Raw genomic sequence first — 17642 nt, forward strand, 5'->3', positions numbered from 1 at the left:
CTTCTAAAGTCAGGTATTATATATGAATTAACTTCCCAATACTAGAATGATTGAATAAAAACAAAAAAAGACTCCTAAGAGTCCATCAATTGAAACGTATACGTTCAATAAAAGCAGTTATAATTGCTACAACAGGAAAAATAATCCACCCTGGATGCCACCAGCCATAAACAAAACCAATAAATAAATAAGCCATTGCTACTAAAGGCATTGTTATAGAATACAAACTTTTTTCTTCTTTCTTTTGTTCTTCTATATATTGTTCATTTTGAACAAGAAAATGATACATGCTATCTTTAATCCCTTGATAAATAAAAATAAATACTGAAATTGCTACACAAGCAATAAGAATACTACCTGATAAATTTTCATTCTTCATATATTCTTCAATAAAAACAACAACTGCCACTGCAAAGATAATGAAGAAAACACCAAATGCTATAGACATTCCAAACTTAGATTTAAATTTCATGTATTGATTTTGAATCTCCTGCAAATCATTAAAACTCATATTAATTTCTTTTTTCTCAAGTTCTGAATAACGACTACTAGAAATTCCCGTCATAATCAAAATTCCAACTGCTACTGCAACAATCATCAGCATTATCATTGTTCCTAACATTTCATACTGATTATCACTTGTCTCTATTGGTAAAATAACAGAAAGAATAATTGCTGAAACTGCTCCAGCAATACGAAAAGCAAAATTTCGTTTAAAATTCATATACTCTTTTATTTTCTGACTATTCATAAAATACTTTGATTTTGCTCTCTGCTCATCTGTTCCAGACTCATGATTATCCTTAATAAGATAATCAATTGATACACCAAATAAATCACTTAATAATATGAGTTTATCCATTTCTGGATATCCTGCTCCTGATTCCCACTTACTGACAGCCTGTCTAGATACATTGAGTTTTTCAGCTAATGTTTCTTGTGATAATCCTTTCTCTTTTCTTAAACTTTGTAGTTTCATTCCAAAATCCATATATTTTCACCTCTTCACAATCATATAAAAAAATCTCTATTTCCACTACCAACATGGACTTGCTTTTTGTCAACGTTAAGTTGCAATTCCTTTTTTTATAAGTTGCAACCTTATTTTAACACATTTTATTATCAAAACCGATGAAAATATGTTAAAGTAATGAGAGGTGATAAAAATGATAAAAGAATTTCAGAAATTATTAAAAGAAAAACATATTGATTATTATATTGTTCCAACTGATGATGACCATCAGTCTGAAACAGTCGGTGAGCACTTTCAATCTCGTGCATATTTAAGCGGATTTACTGGTAGTGCTGGTACTTTGCTTGTTTCTCCTAATGAAGCTTATTTATGGACAGACGGAAGATATTTTATTCAGGCTGCTGCACAATTAGAGGAAGGAATTACTTTAATGAAAATGGCACAAAAAGACGTTCCTACTCTTCTAGAGTTTTTAGTTGAAAACTTAAAAGAGAATGATACTATTGCCTTTGATGGGCAAACAATGACAGCACAATTTGTATTAAGTTTAGAAGAATTGATTGATATGAATTATAATCTTCGATGCATTGATCTATTAGAAGAATTTTGGAAAAATCGTCCACCAATGTCTCATGAAAATGTTTATTATTATGATGAAAAATATCATGGGATGTCAGTTCATGAAAAAATAGAAATTATTCAAGAATATATGAAAGAAAATGATTGTCAATCTCATATTATTACATCTTTAGATGATATTGCATGGATATTTAATATTAGAGGGAATGACATTCCATCTTCTCCAACTGCTTTAGCATTTGCTTTAATTACTCTTGATCAATCCTATTTATATCTTCAAGCAGGTACTTATGATTTAGACACTGTTAAAACCCTTCAACGTGAAAATGTATTAGTTCAAAACTATAATCAGATATATCAAGATGCAAAGACATTACAAGGTCGTGTCTTATTAAATACAGCAAATACTAATTATCAGCTTTTTACACAAATAGAATGTGAAATTGTTGATGGTATGAATCCATCCCAAGCATTTAAAGCCGTTAAAAATGATATTGAAATCAAGAACACAAAAAATGCTCATATTAAAGATGCTGTTGCTATGACAAAATTTATGTACTGGTTAAAGATGAATTATGGAAAAATTTCAATGGATGAAATCAATATTTCTGATAAAGTCTTGGAGTTTAGAAAACAACAAAATTTATTTGTAGAACCAAGTTTTTCAACAATCTGTGCATGGAATGAAAATGCCGCTTTAATGCATTATCATGCAACTGAAGAATCACATTCAATCATTAAAGGAAATGGTTTATTATTAATTGATAGCGGTGGACAATATCTTGATGGAACGACAGATATTACAAGAACATATGCATTAGGGCATATTTCTGATATTCAAAAGAAACATTTTACAATGGTATTACAAGGAATGCTGGCTTTACAAAATGCTTCATTTTTATATGGATGCACTGGACAGAATTTAGATATTCTTGCAAGAACACCAATGTGGCAAGAAGATATTGATTATCAATGTGGAACAGGACATGGTGTAGGACATTTCTTAAATGTTCATGAAGGTCCTCATGGTATTCGCCCTAAACCTAAGTTCCAAGGAGAGGGTTGCATACTAGAGGCTGGAATGATTGTCACTGATGAACCCGGTATCTATTTAGAAGGTCAATATGGTATTCGTATTGAAAATGAATTATTGGTTGTAAACGGTAGTGAGAATGAATATGGACAGTTTATGCACTTTGATGTTTTAACATATGTTCCAATTGATTTAGATGCTATTGATGTGAATCTATTGACTTATAAGGAAAAGCACTGGTTAAATGATTATCATCAAGATGTTTATAAACATATTTCACCGTTCTTGAATCAAGATGAAAAAGATTGGTTAAAAGAATATACGAGAATGATTTAGCAGATGAAAAATCTGCTTTTTCTATGCAACTAAATATAACATCATCTGTTAATGATGATTGGTGGATTCATATAAAAAGAAGTGTATACTTATGATTATAGGGAGGTATGAAAAATATGATTGATCAGAATTTAATGTTTTTAAGAAGTGCTCATCATTATACATTAGAAGAGGTCGCTGAGAAGATAGGTGTGTCTCGTCAGGCTGTTGCCAAATGGGAGAATGGTGAAACAATTCCAGATTTATATAATGTAATGGCATTGGCTGAACTTTATGGTGTGACTATTGATGATTTAGTTCATCATGACCAAAATAAAAAAGGTTATGCTGTTCCGCCTATTGGAAAACATATTTTTGGAAATGTCACTGTGGGTGAACGTGGACAAATTGTCATTCCCAAAAAAGCCAGAGATATTTTTGATTTTTATCCAGGTGAAACACTCATTGTTTTAGGAGATGAAGAACAGGGTGGACTAGCATTAGTAAAAAGCAGTACTTTTATGAAAATTGCTGAAGAAATATTAGCAATGGGAGGTATTTCTCATGATTGCAATCAAAACAAATAACCTTTGTAAACATTATAAAGAAAAGTATGCTGTAAAAGATTTAAACTTAGAAATTCAAGATGATGAATTGTATTCTTTATTAGGAGTCAATGGTGCTGGGAAAACAACCACAATTAAAATGTTGTCATGTCTTATCAAACCAACAAGTGGTAACGCTGAAATTTATGGCTTTGATTTAATTAACCAAACACAGCCAATCAAACAATTGATTAATGTTTCTCCACAAGAGACAGCAATTGCACCATTGTTAAGTGTTCAGGAAAACTTAGAATTTATAACTGAAATTTATGGTTTTGATAAAGAAAAGGCACAGCAAAAAACAAGAGATATTATGGAAACTTTACAGTTAACTAGCATTGCTCATCAGAAGGCAGGAACTTTATCTGGTGGATGGCAAAGGCGTTTATCTATTGCGATGGCTATTATCACAGAACCTAAAATATTATTTTTAGATGAACCTACTTTAGGATTGGATGTTCTTGCTAGACGTGAACTATGGGATTTGATTATTCAATTAAAAAAGAAAATAACAATTATACTGACAACACATTATTTAGAAGAAGCAGAGAATTTAAGTGATCATATTGGTATTATGAATCAAGGACAATTGGTAGCCACTGGAACAAAGGATGAACTCTTGAAACTTGCTGATACTCACAACTTTGAAGACGCTTTTGTAAAATTAAGTCATGCTGGAGGAATATTATGATAACATTTGTATTTGCAAAAAGAAATGCAAAAGAAATATCAAGAGATAAAATCAGTTTAATATTTGGTATTGTTTTTCCAGTCATATTATTATTGTTATTGAGTTTTATACAATCCAATATTCCAGGTGATGAAGGACCTTTTGCGATTGAGAAATTAGCTCCTGGAATGGCTATCTTTGGACTTTCTTTTATTTCACTATTTAGTGGTCTATTGATTTCTAAAGATCGAAACAGTTCTTTTATGATGAGACTAATGAGTTCTCCTATGAAAGCAAAAGATTTTATTTTAGGATATATTCTGCCATTAATCCCAATGGCTTTATTAGAATCAATAGGTTGTTTTGTCTGTGCCTTATTCTTAGGATTGCAATGGAATATCTCGATTCTCTATGCCATCATTGCGTCTTTACCTGCTGCTTTACTTTTTATTGGAATTGGTCTTTTATGCGGTTCTCTATTTAATGAAAAACAAGTTGGCGGAGCCTGTGGTGCTTTGCTGACAAATGTAAGTGCATGGTTATCAGGAATCTGGTTTGATGTTGCTTTGGTCGGTGGCTGGTTTGAAACCATTGCCAATCTTTTACCATTTGTACATGCAGTCAATGTTGGGAAACTTATCATTGCTCATGATTATACAAGCGTAATACCCGAATTATTATGGGTGATTGGTTATGCTATTGTCATTATCATGATTGCTATTTATGTTTTTATGAAAAAGACTCAGAAATAAATAAAAATGCAGGATTCATATTATAATGAAACACCTGCATTTTTACTTATCTTATTTTGTAATATTCATTTTATATGATTGAGATTCTAATTGTTTAAAAAAATCATCAGCCCATCGTTTCATCATATCTGATATTTTCAAATGAAAATGTCGTACACATTTCGTTATAAGATAAATAGAAAGAACAATCATAATTCCTGCTATTAAACAAAAGATACGATTTTCAATAGCTGTCATTGTATCCAATATAACCAATGAAGCATTTAAAGCACTAATAGCATTAATAACCTGTTTAAACTTATACTCAGGTAAAAAGAATCCCATATATCCTAAAAACATCACAAATAAACTAGCAAATTGCTGTGGAATAAAATATTGAAAAAAGATAAAGAATATAACAACCCCTACCAAAGTTCCAATAAAACGTTGTTTGATTCTTGTTAATGTCTCACTAAATTCTAATTGAGTTAAAGACATCACAACAATACTGATCCACAAAGGTTTGCTGATATGAAACAAAGAACCAATCAGCATTGCAAGAGATACTCCAAATGACATTCTTAAAAGATAACTTCTATTCACCTGACAACGAAGTATTTGTTGTCTCAAACCTATCTGTCCTCCATACCCTTTGCGATGCCAATTTAAAACAACACACGCTCCTACAAACAAACCTCCGGCAATTCCTGATATTGCACGCATTGGAAATTGTTCCCAACTCACAACTGTTGATTGACTAAAAACAAAACACAATAGAAATGTAATATTGGTCTGGTATTCAGTAGGTTCGTTAGCGATAAGAATAATCAACGCTAAAAATAAGAAATCACAAACAAATGCCAACCATGGATTAATCATACTCAATTGTGCTATCAATGGACCTCCTCCATATAAGAAAACAATAATCCAAAACATTGTCCATGGTTTTAAATCAAGATTACATAAGGGAAGCATTGTAAAACCAACCCCTATAGCAACTCCTGTCAATGTATTTTCCATTCCAAATAATATTTGAAATATTAAAACAAATCCTACATTAATCACAAAACGAAAAGCATTATAAAAGATTTTCCACAACCAACTCTCTTTATTCATATATTTCATGAGCTATCATCCTTTCTTGCTTGATTTCTATATGGAAATCTATTATGATAAACATATAGTAAATCATTATAGATAGTAAACTTTTATTTACTATTATAGTCATATTATCAAGAAAGTCAATAGAGGAGAAAAAACCAATGAATAACACACTACATAAAAACATTATTCATATCTTGCCACATTGGCACTACAAAATTGAAAGAAGTATTAAACAAAACCAAAAGAATAAAAACGTAAGCTATGAAACATACTTTTGTCTTTTAATTCTTGAAAAACATGGTGATATGAAAATGAGTGAAATTGCCAAACGTCTTCGTTTAAGTAAACAACAAGCGACTCAGATGATAGATAAACTCTATCATCATCATTTAATTGATCGAAAAGATGATTCAAATGATCGTAGGAGTATACTCATTTCTTTAAATCAAAATGGAATTCAATTTCTTAAAGAGAATCCATTAGATACCACATCTTTGCAAGAACAAATTCAAACTCATCTCACCGATGATGAACAAAATGAATTTAATCAAGCTATTGCCACACTCTTACGACTATTAAAAAAATGGGACTAAAAAACTAAGATATTCATTTATCTTAGTTTTTCTAAGGATATTTTATGATTATCCTATATTTATCTTTTCAATCATACATTCATAATATTTCTCTTTATCATAGTTAATACAATAAATACTTCTGCATACTTATCCAATCTTTGAATATAGTTTTTATCTTTGATCTGCTATATTGCCTCTTCTAGACTCTTTCTATATTTTAACTCTAGTATAATTGGTGAACATCTCTGTTTCTTTGGATAGAAGATAAAATCCACATATCCCTTTCCACTATGATCATCTTCTCTTTCTACATCATAATGCTCTCTTGCATACAGATAGCAGTTACAACACATGCTAAGCTGTTCTCATCCTTATAGACAAGGAATGGAATCTCCTGATCATGAACTATTTCCAATAGATATGCAACGGTTTCACCATCTTGATTAAGTGTTGCTTCTAGCATTTTTTGTGATTGGTCTACAATCTCCTTAACACCTTTCATACTTTTTCTTGATAGGACATGATTAAATTTCTGCATCAATTCATAGTTAGGTATTGTCAGATAACCATCATGATATGATAAGAATCCAAACACTACCATTGCTGATAGGATTTCATCTCTTGTATCTAGCTTCAAATCAGTAACACTATAACCATTTAACTCTATTCTCACTGGATTGCCAGCAACAAGATTCACGATATCTTCTCTCACTTCGTCGACATTATGTTCGATACAATCTGCAATCTCATTCATTTGTCCTGTTTCTGTCCAATAATTACAACAAACACCATCACTTAAAGCATTATTCACTGATTGTGGATTAAACAAACGATCTCCATTACTTAAATAATAACCATTATACCAGTACTGCAATTCTTCATATGTATGTTTCTTATGTTTTTGACATAATTCTTTCACTTCATCCTCACTAAATCCAAAATACTTATCATAGATTGGATCATTCATAAAGCTATACTCTCTAAACATGTTCAACTCAGAACCACTTGAATATTTAGCAATTGGTAAGACTCCTGTCATATAAACCAAGTCAACATAGGGCTGATCTTTTAATAAACCTTTTAAGAATTGAAGATAATCTATTTTATCTTTTTCACTCATAAAATCTTTATAGAAGATAGAATCCCATTCATCTAATATAAAGATAAATGTATCATGAGTTTGATTCAAAGTATAGCTTATTGGTGCATTAGCAATATAATCAATATGATACATTGTTTGTAAATCATGAATTAAAGCACTTTTAATCCATGAAATATATTGTTGATAGCTATCACATGGATCTGGTAATATACTAAAATCAATATAAATCACACTATACTTATTCATATGATTTTCATAATTTTCTGCCTTAGCTATCTTTAAATCATCAAATAATTCATGACTATCGTATCCTTTTGTATAATAAGCCGCTAGTATATTCGCATTAATCCTCTTACCAAACCTTCTTGGTCTTGTGATACAAATATATTTATTATCTCTTACTTGATTATTATTGGATATATTTAAAATTAGCATTGATTTATCAATATTTAATCAATTTGCTCAGTTTTTTAATGAAAACGCGAAGCAAAAAAGAACCTCTTATTGAGATTCTATTTTTCTAAAACGGTTTGTTGAAGCTGCTTTTTTTGTTTTAAACGATGATTTGTCCATCTTCTCAACAGTTCATAAATTACAGAGAATGTTGGTAAACCAAAAATCATTCCAGGTATTCCAAACAATCCGCCACCTGCACTGACTGCAAACAATACCCATAATGCTGATAAACCTACGGAACTTCCTACAACATGTGGGTAAATCAAGTTTGACTCAAACTGTTGTAATAAAGTACTAAAAATAAGGAAAATAACTGCTTTCATTGGTGAGACAAATAAGATCAGTACAGATGAAATAAATGCTCCAATGATTGGTCCAAAATAAGGAATAATATTTGTAAAACCAATGACAATAGCTGCAATAGATGCATAAGGAATATCTAGAATAATACATCCTATGTAACACAATACACCAATAATAACTGACTCAGTTAGTTGTCCTGCCAAGAAATTTTCAAACGTTGAAGATGTCAATCTTATAACTTCAGTAACATGTTCAAACTGCTGATCTTTTAAGAATGCTCTGCCAACTTTTTTCACCTGACGCATCAATTTATCTTTAGAAAATAACATATAAATAGCCATCACAAAGCCCATAAATATATTGATAATACCTGATGTAAAATGAGAAACACCTAAGGCAATACCAGGTACCCAAGTCGTTAATTTAGACAATATTGTTTTCCCAAATGTTTGCTGGAACTCTTCAATCTTCGTCATAATATCTGGTGATATCTTGACTTCTGTTAAGAAATAATCCATCCATTTTTCAACTTGATTAAAGATTGTAGGCATATTATCAATTAATGTTCTTATATTATCAATAACTTGTGGTAGAACAACCATGATCAATACAACAAGAATAACAATAACAAGTAATACTGATAGTATAGCCGAAACAAGTTTCTTTGTTTTTTCATTTTGAATAGGTAATTTCTTAATAAAATACTTCATAGGAATATTAAAGATAAAGGCTAATACAAAACCAATAATAAATGGTTCTATAATACCAAATAATTGTCCAATAAAACTCATAATTGATTTAAAATTCATTAAACATAATATTAATACTGCAATATAAGTAACAAGTATTATCATATTCTTTAATGTTAAGTCTCTCATCTTATCTGTTGCATTCATTTGACCACCTCTTTTCAGTATTATAATGAATGAATATGTATTTTATATGAAGAATAGGAAACAAAACTGTTTCCTATTCTAATATATATTTTTTTATAAACATTTCTTTTTTATCTAATAATTGAAATAAATATGCTCCAATCATCAAGACTGCAAATTCACCTATAAATACATAAAATGCATTAATCATAAATGGTAAATCTAAGACAAAATATAATTCTGCTCCAACAATGAGTCCATTGATAACTGCCCCAAATACCCCTGCTATATAAATATTTTTAATCCAATAAATACCTAAACAAGCTATGGTGGTTGCTAATGTTCCAAAACAGATATCTGCTAAACCAAGTGGTGAAGCTAAGTTTGCCAAGAAACATCCAACAATAAGTCCTGGAATATATTTCTTATTATAAAATGCTAAAAAAACAAGAATTTCTGAAATTCTAAATTGTATACCCCCATAAGATATGCCTGAGCATGCTATCGTTAGGGCAGCATAAATACATGCAATCATTGCATTCATGGCAATGATTCTAACATTACTTTTCTTCATTTGTATTTCCTCCTCTTCTAAAGTACAGTTAGAAGCCAGACATAAAAAAAGATGGCGAGCCATCATTTATGTCCTTAGTTTTTTATACTGGGTTTGGCTCTCGAACCAGTGTTCATATTCTAACACACATCATAATCATATGCAAGATTTTAAATGTGATACTCCCATCCATGATCACCATGATAAATCATTCGTTTATTCATACCGCCATCTACAACAAACGTTTCACCTGTAATAAATCCTGCATCTTTGCTACATAGAAATGATACCATCTTCGCAATATCCAATGGTTTTCCTACTCTTCCTACTGGAATGGCTGCTTCATCTTCTTTTGAAATACTTTCTGTATTATTGACATCAATCCATCCAGGAGCAATACAATTCACTCGCACTTGTCCTGATAATGAAATAGCTAAGGCATGTGTTAAAGCAACTATACCACCTTTTGCACTTGTATAAGACTCTGTATTTGGTTCAGACTGAAAAGCACGTGATGATGCTATATTGATAATAGAACCATTATTTTTTACTAACTCCTCTTGTAACTGTAAACTTAAATAGTAAGGTGCAGTTACACCAATAGCCAATGACTTTTGAAATTCCTGATAACTACATTGACTGAGTATTCCCCGATGTGAAACACATGCATTATTTATAAGAATATCTATTCTTGTTAACTTCTCTTTACAAAATAAAACAAAATGATTTAAGTCATCTTCCAAAGAAACATCGCCATGATAAAAGAATACAGAATCACTTTCTAACGCTTTTCCATAGTCCTCATTAATATCAATAAAACAAACTTGAGCTCCTTCACGCACAAACTCTTCTATAATTGCTTTTCCTATTCCATGCCCTCCACCCGTTACAACAATACCATAATTTTTATATCTCATCTATGTCACCAACCTTTCTTTTATTCTATCATAAATCATCACAAATAGATAATTTACTTTTTGCAAATAACTATAGATAGATAGTTTGCTCTATGTTATAATATGTGCATGGAATAATCATACGGTTGGTAGTTATGCCCTGGTCGATATCAAGGGTCGTTCACCTTGTTGACATAGATATCTTCTTTTGAAGAAATGTGAATACGGAGGTGATGCACATGAATGAATATCAGATGTTAATGGTCATGATATCCTTATTAGGATTGTTTGTACCAATGATAGGATTGATTGTGAAATTGCTTCTTATCATTATTGAAAAGAACGCAAAAAAATAACTACCCCAGCTCTTCGGAAAAGTTTGGGTAGTTAATACAACACCAAATCCAGGACATAACCGCTAATCGATTATTCCTTTCATTTATATTATAACCAATTTTTAATAAATATCAACCATTTTATGCTATTAGCAAATACAATATCATATACCCCTATGACTTTTAATAATTCTATATAAGATGTAAATAAACAATGAGAGGAATTGTCATCACTCCTAATAACGTTGATATAAAAACTGTTTTCGCTGCTAAAAATTCATCTTGCTGATATGCTTTAGCAAACAATACCGCTCCATTAGCAACGGGCATTGCTAATATAATAAGTGTTATCCCTTGAATCATAATATCACTAATAAAATAAGATATCATTGGATAGAATAAAATTGGTATAATCAAATCTATAAACAACGTATAAATATATACTTTATAATCATTAAATATGCTTTTTAATGGATATATTGTTAAAGATGCTCCAATGATTATCATGGCTAAAGGTGTTGTCATATTTCCAATGAGAGTTAATGGTTCAAGAATAATACTAGAAATATTCAATTTTAACAAATAAATCACTATCGCTATGAATGAAGCTACAACACCTGGAGATAATAAATTCTTGAAATGAAATTGTGAACGCTCACTTTTATTACTCATAACAAATACTCCTAAAGTAAACAGCGAAATATTAAAAGCCATATTAATAATAGCTGTATTTAAAATTGACTCATTCCCAAAAATAGCCTGCATTAAAGGAAAACCCATAAATCCAACATTGGGATACATCATCATAAACATATATAAACTTTTATTTTTATGAAAATGGTAAGTACAAATATAAGCAAAAATCGGCAAGATTATTACTAAAATACATGTTGAAATGAGAATATCCGATAATGCTAAGGAAGTCATTTGAGAAGATAATACTGAAGTTACAATCATACACGGCATTGTTAAATTGAGTACAAATTTTGTTAATTGATTTTGAAAATCACAATTCAATAATTTTGTTTTTCCTAATCCATAACCTATTCCAATCATGATAAATAACTGAAACATCTGTTCTACCACAATCATAATATCCATGTTCTTCACCTATTTTATAGACAATTCTTTTTTCTTTTCTTGTTCCTCAACATAAGCCTGTTTATCACATGCTTTAAAGAATGGATAATAAATGAAACCAGTCATAACTAATAAAACTGCTTGTAATAACGCCCCTTGCCAACCACAAATCATAAAACCAGAAATAATCACTGGAATGGTATATGGTAAATTCACTCCATTAATATAAGGAACAAGTCCTCCCCATATTGATAAATATGTGACTACTCCTACCATTATATTTGATAATACAAACGGTATCATCATCATTGGATTTAAAACAATTGGAAATCCAAAAATAATTGGTTCATTAATATTAAACAAAGATGCTCCAATGCCTAATTTTCCCAAAGCTTTATATTGATCTGATTTTGACTTGAATAAGCAAAGAAGTGTTAAACTCAATGTTGCACCAACACCACCTAATTTGACAAAAAAAGAAATAAACTGGTAGTTAACAATATGTGGTAAAGCAATTCCTGCCTCAAAAGCAGCTAAATTTTCTGCTGATAGTGCATACCAAATTGGATTCATAACTGAAGAAACAATACTTGATCCATGGATACCAAAACACCATATTACAGCCTCAATCAATAGTACAAGTATTGTTGCTGGTAATGTTCCTCCTAGAGATTGTAGTGGTTGTTGCAAAATAGAAAAGATAAATGTTTGTGCATTTCCAAATGTAGTCGCTGCAAATCCCATACGCATAAAATTAAATACCAGAATAATAATAAATGCTGGAATAACTGCTGCAAAAGCTGTTGAAACATTTGATGGAACAGATTCTGGCATTTTTATTGTGAATCCTTTTTGGACACACCATCTATAAATTTCTACTGATATAGCAGTCGAAATCATACATACAAATAATCCTTGAGCACTAAAGTTATCTAAAGGTAGTCCTTTAACTCCCTCTGTTGTTGCTATAATTGGTGTCAAAAGGAATATACCTACAAAAGATAATGCAATGGCTAATTTGCTATCTACGTTATAATATTTTGCTAAAGACTTTGCCATTCCTACCACAACAAAGAAAGCCATTAATTTAAAACTGACTTGATAAGGCAAATAGAAAAAGTCCATCCATCCTTCACCAAAAATACCTGCCATAAAATCTGCATAGCCATTAAAAGGTAAGCTTGTAAATAATAGGAATATTGATCCAGCTATTAATATTGGTGTTGAACCAAAAAATCCTTCTTTTATTGCACTTAAATATCTGTTGCTTGTCATTTTTGTAGCAATTGGTGTAATAGCTTCACCAATCTTATCCATAATTTGATCCATTATTTTTCCTCCCTCAATTCATTTTGAATAATCACTTTTGGATTTGTAATATCAATAATATCTGTTTTTGCAAGTCGATCATGTAACATTTGTTTTGTAAAGAATAAACTCATAATCGCAATAAATGAGAGCGATAGTGTTATATCTGTCACAAGAGAGACGATATTGTATCCAATTAATAAACTGACTAATTGTGCTAAAACTTTACTTGTGGATGTGAAGATTCCCATGAATATTATCTGTCTTTTCATAAATAACCTATGAGATTTTGCAATAATCTGAATATCCATTAATCTCTTCCCTAATGTTTGTCCTAAATAAATAGATGTAGGAATATAGATATAATAAAAATACAGACAAATCAAACTTAATAAAACTGCAATAATAGCAGTAGGTTTATCTAATAGAAATATATTTTGTGTGATTTGATGTAGTTTAAAGAATGTTATGACGGATATAGGAAGTGTTGCTAATAATGCTCCTATATACAAATCCACAAAAAAAGCAATTCCTCTTTTTAATAATGAAACATGTTTTTTCATTTTCGCTCCCTAAAAGGACGTATCATAGCCGTTAGAAGCAATCACTTTTTTATACCACTCAAATGATTTTTTCTCTCTACGTTCTAATGTTCCTTTCCCTTCATCATCTTTATCTACATAAATAAAACCATACCTTTTTCTCATTTCACCTGTACCTACTGAAATAATATCTATAGGTCCCCAGCATGTATAACCAATAACATCTACATCATCTAATTCTACCGCATCTCTTAAGGCATCAATATGTCTAGCCAAATATTCAATACGATAATCATCTTGAATAGAGCCATCCTCTTCAATATGATCAATTGCTCCCAAACCATTTTCTACCACAAATAATGGAATTTGATAACGATCATATAATTCATTTAAACCAATTCTCAAACCTAATGGGTCAATTGGCCAATCCCATTCATTTCTTTTTAAATAAGGATTATCTCTGTCAACAATCAATTGATGTGCATCTGGACTAGAAGAGATAGAAGAAAAATAATAACTTAAAGCAATATAGTCAACCACTCCTCTTTTTAATAATTCCTCATCACCTGGTTGCATTTGTAAATGTCCACCCATTCTTTTCATTTGTGCTGTACATGTATTTGAATAATACCCTCTACACATTACATCACCATAATAAAAATTAGGCATCATATGATATCTTTGTGCTAAGACATCATTTGGATGACATGTCTTGGCGTAAGTTGTCGGATATTGAAACATGCAACCCATTTTTAATTCTGAATTAATAGAGTGAGCAAGTATAACTGCTTTAGCACTCGCTAACATCATATGATGTGATACAAGCAATTTAACATCTGCTGGATTCTCTCCTTCTAAATAACGAATGCCTGCCTGATGATAAGGTTCCTTTTGATTCATCGTTTCATTAATTTCATTAAAAGTCATCCAATATTTAACCTTATGATGAAATCTTTTCAAAACAACTTCACAATACCTCTCAAAAAAATCAATGAGTTTTCGATTTCTCCATGAACCATACTTTTGAACTAAATAAAGTGGTGTTTCATAATGTGACAATGTCACAATAGGCTGAATATTGTATTTCAGTAACTCATCAAAAACACGATCATAAAATTGCAATCCTGCTTCGTTTGGCTCGTCTTCATCTCCACGAGGAAAGATTCTTGGCCAATTGATAGAAAGTCTAAAACACTTGAATCCCATCTTTGCATACATTGCAATATCTGCTTTATAACGATGATAGAAATCAATACCTTCATGACTAGGATAATAGCATCCCTCATGAACTTCATCATGAATCATTCGAGGAACACCATGACGAGAACCCATCTCAACATCAGCAATACTTAGTCCCTTACCATCTTCTAGATATGCACCTTCATATTGATTCGCTGCAGTCGCTCCTCCCCATAAAAAATCTTCTCTTAATTTCATATAAAAACCTCCTTGCATGTTTACTATACACGTAAGGAAGTTTTTATAAAATATTTTATGATAGTGTTGTAACAGCGTTAAAATTTAAGAAACAAATCAATGACTGTTTATGTAACACTGTTTCATTCATCACCATAACTAATAATTGGATTTGATGAACTGCGAAGTGATTCTAAATCACTAGACTTTTGTATACGATTTTGATAATTTTCATCATAATTTTGTAAGAAATAAACTGAATATAAGATATCTAATAATAAGTGAGTTGAAAGATGTGTACTAAAATCACCAATATTATGATAAAGATTCTCTTTTGTTGACATTGTCAATTTTACTGATGACAATTGTGATAATGTATTTTCTCCAAATGAAGTAATCGCAATAATAGGAATTGTTCTTTTTTGACAAATTTCTGCCAGTTTAATAATATTCACAGTTTCACCAGAATAAGAAATAATAATTGCAATATCTCCTTTTGGAATACAAGTGACTTCATATAATTGATAATTTAAATTATTGGATATAATGACATTTTTACCTATTTTTAACATTTTTTCTTTAAATGACTCTGCCAAATTAAGTGCTGTTCCATACGAAAACACATGAATAGAATGAGAATATTTGATAAGATTCAAAGCCTTTTGAAGATCATCATGATGCAGTAATGACATACTATCATGAATAGTATCCTCATAAAGATGTGAAAGTTTATGTGCAGCTCTCATCATTGTATCACTAGCATCAAAAGGAAAATTCACATCAACCTTTCCATATTGTTGATCCAAATATTCTATTTCTTTTAAAAATTGTTTCTTAAAATCATCGAATCCTTTAAAACCTAATTTTTTACATAAACGTATGACTGTTGGTGCTGATGTATAAGTTGCCTCTGCAATATTGCGAGTAGAATATTTATGAATATCTTTTCCTAAAGTTAAAACAAAATCTGCAATACTTTCTTCACCTTCACTCATTTTTTCTTTGAGATTTAGTTTTTCAATAATTAACATATAATCTCCTTCTTATCCTGCTATATCAGCACTATCTAATCCATCTTCGATATTTCCACTCACTATAATCACATGTCCATAAAACATATCATCATCATTATAGAACAACTCAAAATCTCCATCTGGTGATACACAAACTTCACTTATCTCTAGACGTTTCATAAAATCTTCATTTGTAATTTCAATACCATCTTCTTCAGCCCAGTCATTTGCTAAATCTGTTAATTCTTTAGCAGCAAACTCACGTGCTTTTTGATCCCATTCTTCACAATAACGCATTAATTCATAGTATGTTTTTAATGCATTATTCGCAGTCTCTTTTCCATCACCATCACTATCTATATGAATATAACATTCTTCTTTATTCCACATTCCCTTACCACTAAATAAACATAATGATTTATCTAATTTGAGTGATTCACATCCTTCCGGCTGAATAGAAACCTCTTTTTGATACTCTGCTAAAATCCTTTCCAATCTTTCATCATGACAATCTCTTTTATTGACCTCTACTACCATCAGCCATCTTCCTTTTTCCATTATTTGATGAGTGTATTGATTTTCAAACATTTTTGATTCTCTTACAGTTAGCTGATATATTTTTCCAGCCTTTAAATTATATAATTTTGATTTTAACCTTTGCTTTTCTGTAATCTCCCATTCCAAATATCTTTTCTTTTCATTTAATTCATTATTTTCTAAATCAATATATCCTAAAATACTAATCATAGCTGTCCAATACTCATCATCTCTTGACTTTGATGCTGTCATTTCATCAGCAGTCACAACAAGTACTTCTTTAGTCTCTTTAGAAAAACGTTCATCAAATTTTTGAGATAAAACTTTCTTATCAAATAATCCCATATCAATACCTCCTATTTTTTATTATTATAACATAGAAAAAAGGTATAGTCTTGCTACACCTTTATAACTCTTCCCCATTTGTTTTAATAACTTTTTGATACCAATAATAAGAATCTTTAGGAATTCTATTTAATGTTCCAGAGTTTTCATCTTCTTCTCTATCAACATAAACAAATCCATATCTCTTTTGATATCCATTCAGCCAGCTTAATAAATCAGTATATGACCAAGTACAATAAGCAAGAACTTGACATCCATCATCACAAGCTTTCTTCAATTCTTCAATATGTGCTTTT

Annotated in this window: 18 protein-coding genes and 1 riboswitch; of the genes, 5 read left to right on the forward strand and 13 right to left on the reverse strand. The window is 30.6% G+C overall.

Annotated features, from left to right (window positions below):
- Window positions 1–85: 85 nt before the first annotated feature.
- Window positions 86–991: a helix-turn-helix domain-containing protein gene (locus BN350_RS17265; protein WP_028044710.1), complete on the reverse strand. Its 906-nt coding sequence runs from the start codon at window positions 989–991 to the stop codon at window positions 86–88.
- A 175-nt stretch (window positions 992–1166) separates the two neighbouring features.
- On the opposite strand from BN350_RS17265, the gene BN350_RS17270 reads away from it, so the two are divergent.
- The 4 genes from BN350_RS17270 (at window position 1167) to BN350_RS17285 (ending at window position 4927) form a co-directional block, all read left to right on the forward strand.
- Window positions 1167–2921, forward strand: a complete 1755-nt coding sequence (locus BN350_RS17270; protein WP_028044711.1) for an aminopeptidase P family protein — start codon at window positions 1167–1169, stop codon at window positions 2919–2921.
- Window positions 2922–3028: 107 nt separating this feature from the next.
- Window positions 3029–3487 (forward strand): helix-turn-helix transcriptional regulator, encoded by a 459-nt coding sequence (locus BN350_RS19725; protein ID WP_044600450.1) that lies wholly within the window; start codon window positions 3029–3031, stop codon window positions 3485–3487.
- Window positions 3465–4196, forward strand: a complete 732-nt coding sequence (locus tag BN350_RS17280; RefSeq protein WP_028044712.1) for an ABC transporter ATP-binding protein — start codon at window positions 3465–3467, stop codon at window positions 4194–4196. Before BN350_RS19725 ends, BN350_RS17280 begins: the two co-directional genes overlap by 23 nt.
- Window positions 4193–4927, forward strand: a complete 735-nt coding sequence (locus BN350_RS17285) for an ABC transporter permease (RefSeq protein ID WP_028044713.1) — start codon at window positions 4193–4195, stop codon at window positions 4925–4927. Before BN350_RS17280 ends, BN350_RS17285 begins: the two co-directional genes overlap by 4 nt.
- Before the next feature lie 51 nt (window positions 4928–4978).
- On the opposite strand, the gene BN350_RS17290 is transcribed toward BN350_RS17285, so the two are convergent.
- Window positions 4979–6031 (reverse strand): FUSC family protein, encoded by a 1053-nt coding sequence (locus tag BN350_RS17290; RefSeq protein ID WP_028044714.1) that lies wholly within the window; start codon window positions 6029–6031, stop codon window positions 4979–4981.
- A 137-nt stretch (window positions 6032–6168) separates the two neighbouring features.
- On the opposite strand from BN350_RS17290, the gene BN350_RS17295 reads away from it, so the two are divergent.
- Window positions 6169–6603 carry a MarR family winged helix-turn-helix transcriptional regulator gene (locus BN350_RS17295; protein ID WP_028044715.1) on the forward strand — a complete coding sequence of 145 codons (435 nt, stop codon included), beginning with the start codon at window positions 6169–6171 and terminating at the stop codon, window positions 6601–6603.
- 289 nt (window positions 6604–6892) lie between these two features.
- On the opposite strand, the gene BN350_RS19730 is transcribed toward BN350_RS17295, so the two are convergent.
- From BN350_RS19730 to BN350_RS17355, 11 genes are all read right to left on the reverse strand, one after another.
- On the reverse strand, window positions 6893–8122 hold the full coding sequence (locus BN350_RS19730) for an AAA family ATPase (protein WP_049945611.1): 1230 nt from the start codon (window positions 8120–8122) through the stop codon (window positions 6893–6895).
- 77 nt (window positions 8123–8199) lie between these two features.
- The gene (locus BN350_RS17305) at window positions 8200–9342 is read right to left on the reverse strand and encodes an AI-2E family transporter (RefSeq protein WP_028044716.1); all 1143 of its coding nucleotides are present in this window, start codon (window positions 9340–9342) and stop codon (window positions 8200–8202) included.
- A 73-nt stretch (window positions 9343–9415) separates the two neighbouring features.
- Window positions 9416–9895, reverse strand: coding sequence for a QueT transporter family protein (locus tag BN350_RS17310; protein WP_028044717.1), 480 nt, complete (start codon window positions 9893–9895; stop codon window positions 9416–9418).
- Window positions 9896–9963: 68 nt separating this feature from the next.
- Window positions 9964–10010: riboswitch (PreQ1 riboswitch) on the reverse strand.
- 34 nt (window positions 10011–10044) lie between these two features.
- The gene (locus BN350_RS17315; protein ID WP_028044718.1) at window positions 10045–10791 is read right to left on the reverse strand and encodes an SDR family oxidoreductase; all 747 of its coding nucleotides are present in this window, start codon (window positions 10789–10791) and stop codon (window positions 10045–10047) included.
- Window positions 10792–11297: 506 nt separating this feature from the next.
- A complete protein-coding gene (locus BN350_RS17325; RefSeq protein WP_028044719.1) occupies window positions 11298–12206 on the reverse strand; it encodes an AEC family transporter in 909 nt (302 codons plus the stop codon).
- Window positions 12207–12215: 9 nt separating this feature from the next.
- A complete protein-coding gene (locus BN350_RS17330; RefSeq protein ID WP_028044720.1) occupies window positions 12216–13514 on the reverse strand; it encodes a PTS sugar transporter subunit IIC in 1299 nt (432 codons plus the stop codon).
- On the reverse strand, window positions 13514–14056 hold the full coding sequence (locus tag BN350_RS17335; RefSeq protein WP_028044721.1) for an RDD family protein: 543 nt from the start codon (window positions 14054–14056) through the stop codon (window positions 13514–13516). The genes BN350_RS17330 and BN350_RS17335 overlap by 1 nt, the downstream gene beginning before the upstream one ends.
- A gap of 9 nt (window positions 14057–14065) precedes the next feature.
- Complete coding sequence (locus BN350_RS17340) at window positions 14066–15472, reverse strand: family 1 glycosylhydrolase (RefSeq protein WP_028044722.1); 1407 nt, start codon at window positions 15470–15472, stop codon at window positions 14066–14068.
- A gap of 122 nt (window positions 15473–15594) precedes the next feature.
- Window positions 15595–16482 (reverse strand): MurR/RpiR family transcriptional regulator, encoded by an 888-nt coding sequence (locus BN350_RS17345; protein WP_028044723.1) that lies wholly within the window; start codon window positions 16480–16482, stop codon window positions 15595–15597.
- Window positions 16483–16494: 12 nt separating this feature from the next.
- The gene (locus BN350_RS17350) at window positions 16495–17346 is read right to left on the reverse strand and encodes a DUF2262 domain-containing protein (protein WP_028044724.1); all 852 of its coding nucleotides are present in this window, start codon (window positions 17344–17346) and stop codon (window positions 16495–16497) included.
- Window positions 17347–17407: 61 nt separating this feature from the next.
- On the reverse strand, window positions 17408–17642 hold a 235-nt coding region (locus tag BN350_RS17355; protein WP_147573623.1), incomplete at its 5' end, for a family 1 glycosylhydrolase.

It is taken from the genome of Candidatus Stoquefichus massiliensis AP9 (assembly GCF_000455285.1).
Lineage (GTDB): Bacteria > Bacillota_I > Bacilli_A > Erysipelotrichales > Coprobacillaceae > Stoquefichus > Stoquefichus massiliensis.

What these genes read in the sequence shown, in the direction of transcription:
- BN350_RS17335 (WP_028044721.1), bottom strand. Translation starts at nt 14,056, where the DNA reads ATGAAAAAACATGTTTCATTATTAAAAAGAGGAATTGCTTTTTTTGTG.
- BN350_RS17290 (WP_028044714.1), bottom strand. Translation starts at nt 6,031, where the DNA reads ATGAAATATATGAATAAAGAGAGTTGGTTGTGGAAAATCTTTTATAAT.
- BN350_RS17295 (WP_028044715.1), top strand. Translation starts at nt 6,169, where the DNA reads ATGAATAACACACTACATAAAAACATTATTCATATCTTGCCACATTGG.
- BN350_RS17340 (WP_028044722.1), bottom strand. Translation starts at nt 15,472, where the DNA reads ATGAAATTAAGAGAAGATTTTTTATGGGGAGGAGCGACTGCAGCGAAT.
- BN350_RS19725 (WP_044600450.1), top strand. Translation starts at nt 3,029, where the DNA reads ATGAAAAATATGATTGATCAGAATTTAATGTTTTTAAGAAGTGCTCAT.
- BN350_RS17280 (WP_028044712.1), top strand. Translation starts at nt 3,465, where the DNA reads ATGATTGCAATCAAAACAAATAACCTTTGTAAACATTATAAAGAAAAG.
- BN350_RS17285 (WP_028044713.1), top strand. Translation starts at nt 4,193, where the DNA reads ATGATAACATTTGTATTTGCAAAAAGAAATGCAAAAGAAATATCAAGA.
- BN350_RS17315 (WP_028044718.1), bottom strand. Translation starts at nt 10,791, where the DNA reads ATGAGATATAAAAATTATGGTATTGTTGTAACGGGTGGAGGGCATGGA.
- BN350_RS17270 (WP_028044711.1), top strand. Translation starts at nt 1,167, where the DNA reads ATGATAAAAGAATTTCAGAAATTATTAAAAGAAAAACATATTGATTAT.
- BN350_RS17330 (WP_028044720.1), bottom strand. Translation starts at nt 13,514, where the DNA reads ATGGATCAAATTATGGATAAGATTGGTGAAGCTATTACACCAATTGCT.
- BN350_RS17305 (WP_028044716.1), bottom strand. Translation starts at nt 9,342, where the DNA reads ATGAATGCAACAGATAAGATGAGAGACTTAACATTAAAGAATATGATA.
- BN350_RS17325 (WP_028044719.1), bottom strand. Translation starts at nt 12,206, where the DNA reads ATGGATATTATGATTGTGGTAGAACAGATGTTTCAGTTATTTATCATG.
- BN350_RS17350 (WP_028044724.1), bottom strand. Translation starts at nt 17,346, where the DNA reads ATGGGATTATTTGATAAGAAAGTTTTATCTCAAAAATTTGATGAACGT.
- BN350_RS19730 (WP_049945611.1), bottom strand. Translation starts at nt 8,122, where the DNA reads ATGCTAATTTTAAATATATCCAATAATAATCAAGTAAGAGATAATAAA.
- BN350_RS17310 (WP_028044717.1), bottom strand. Translation starts at nt 9,895, where the DNA reads ATGAAGAAAAGTAATGTTAGAATCATTGCCATGAATGCAATGATTGCA.
- BN350_RS17265 (WP_028044710.1), bottom strand. Translation starts at nt 991, where the DNA reads ATGGATTTTGGAATGAAACTACAAAGTTTAAGAAAAGAGAAAGGATTA.
- BN350_RS17345 (WP_028044723.1), bottom strand. Translation starts at nt 16,482, where the DNA reads ATGTTAATTATTGAAAAACTAAATCTCAAAGAAAAAATGAGTGAAGGT.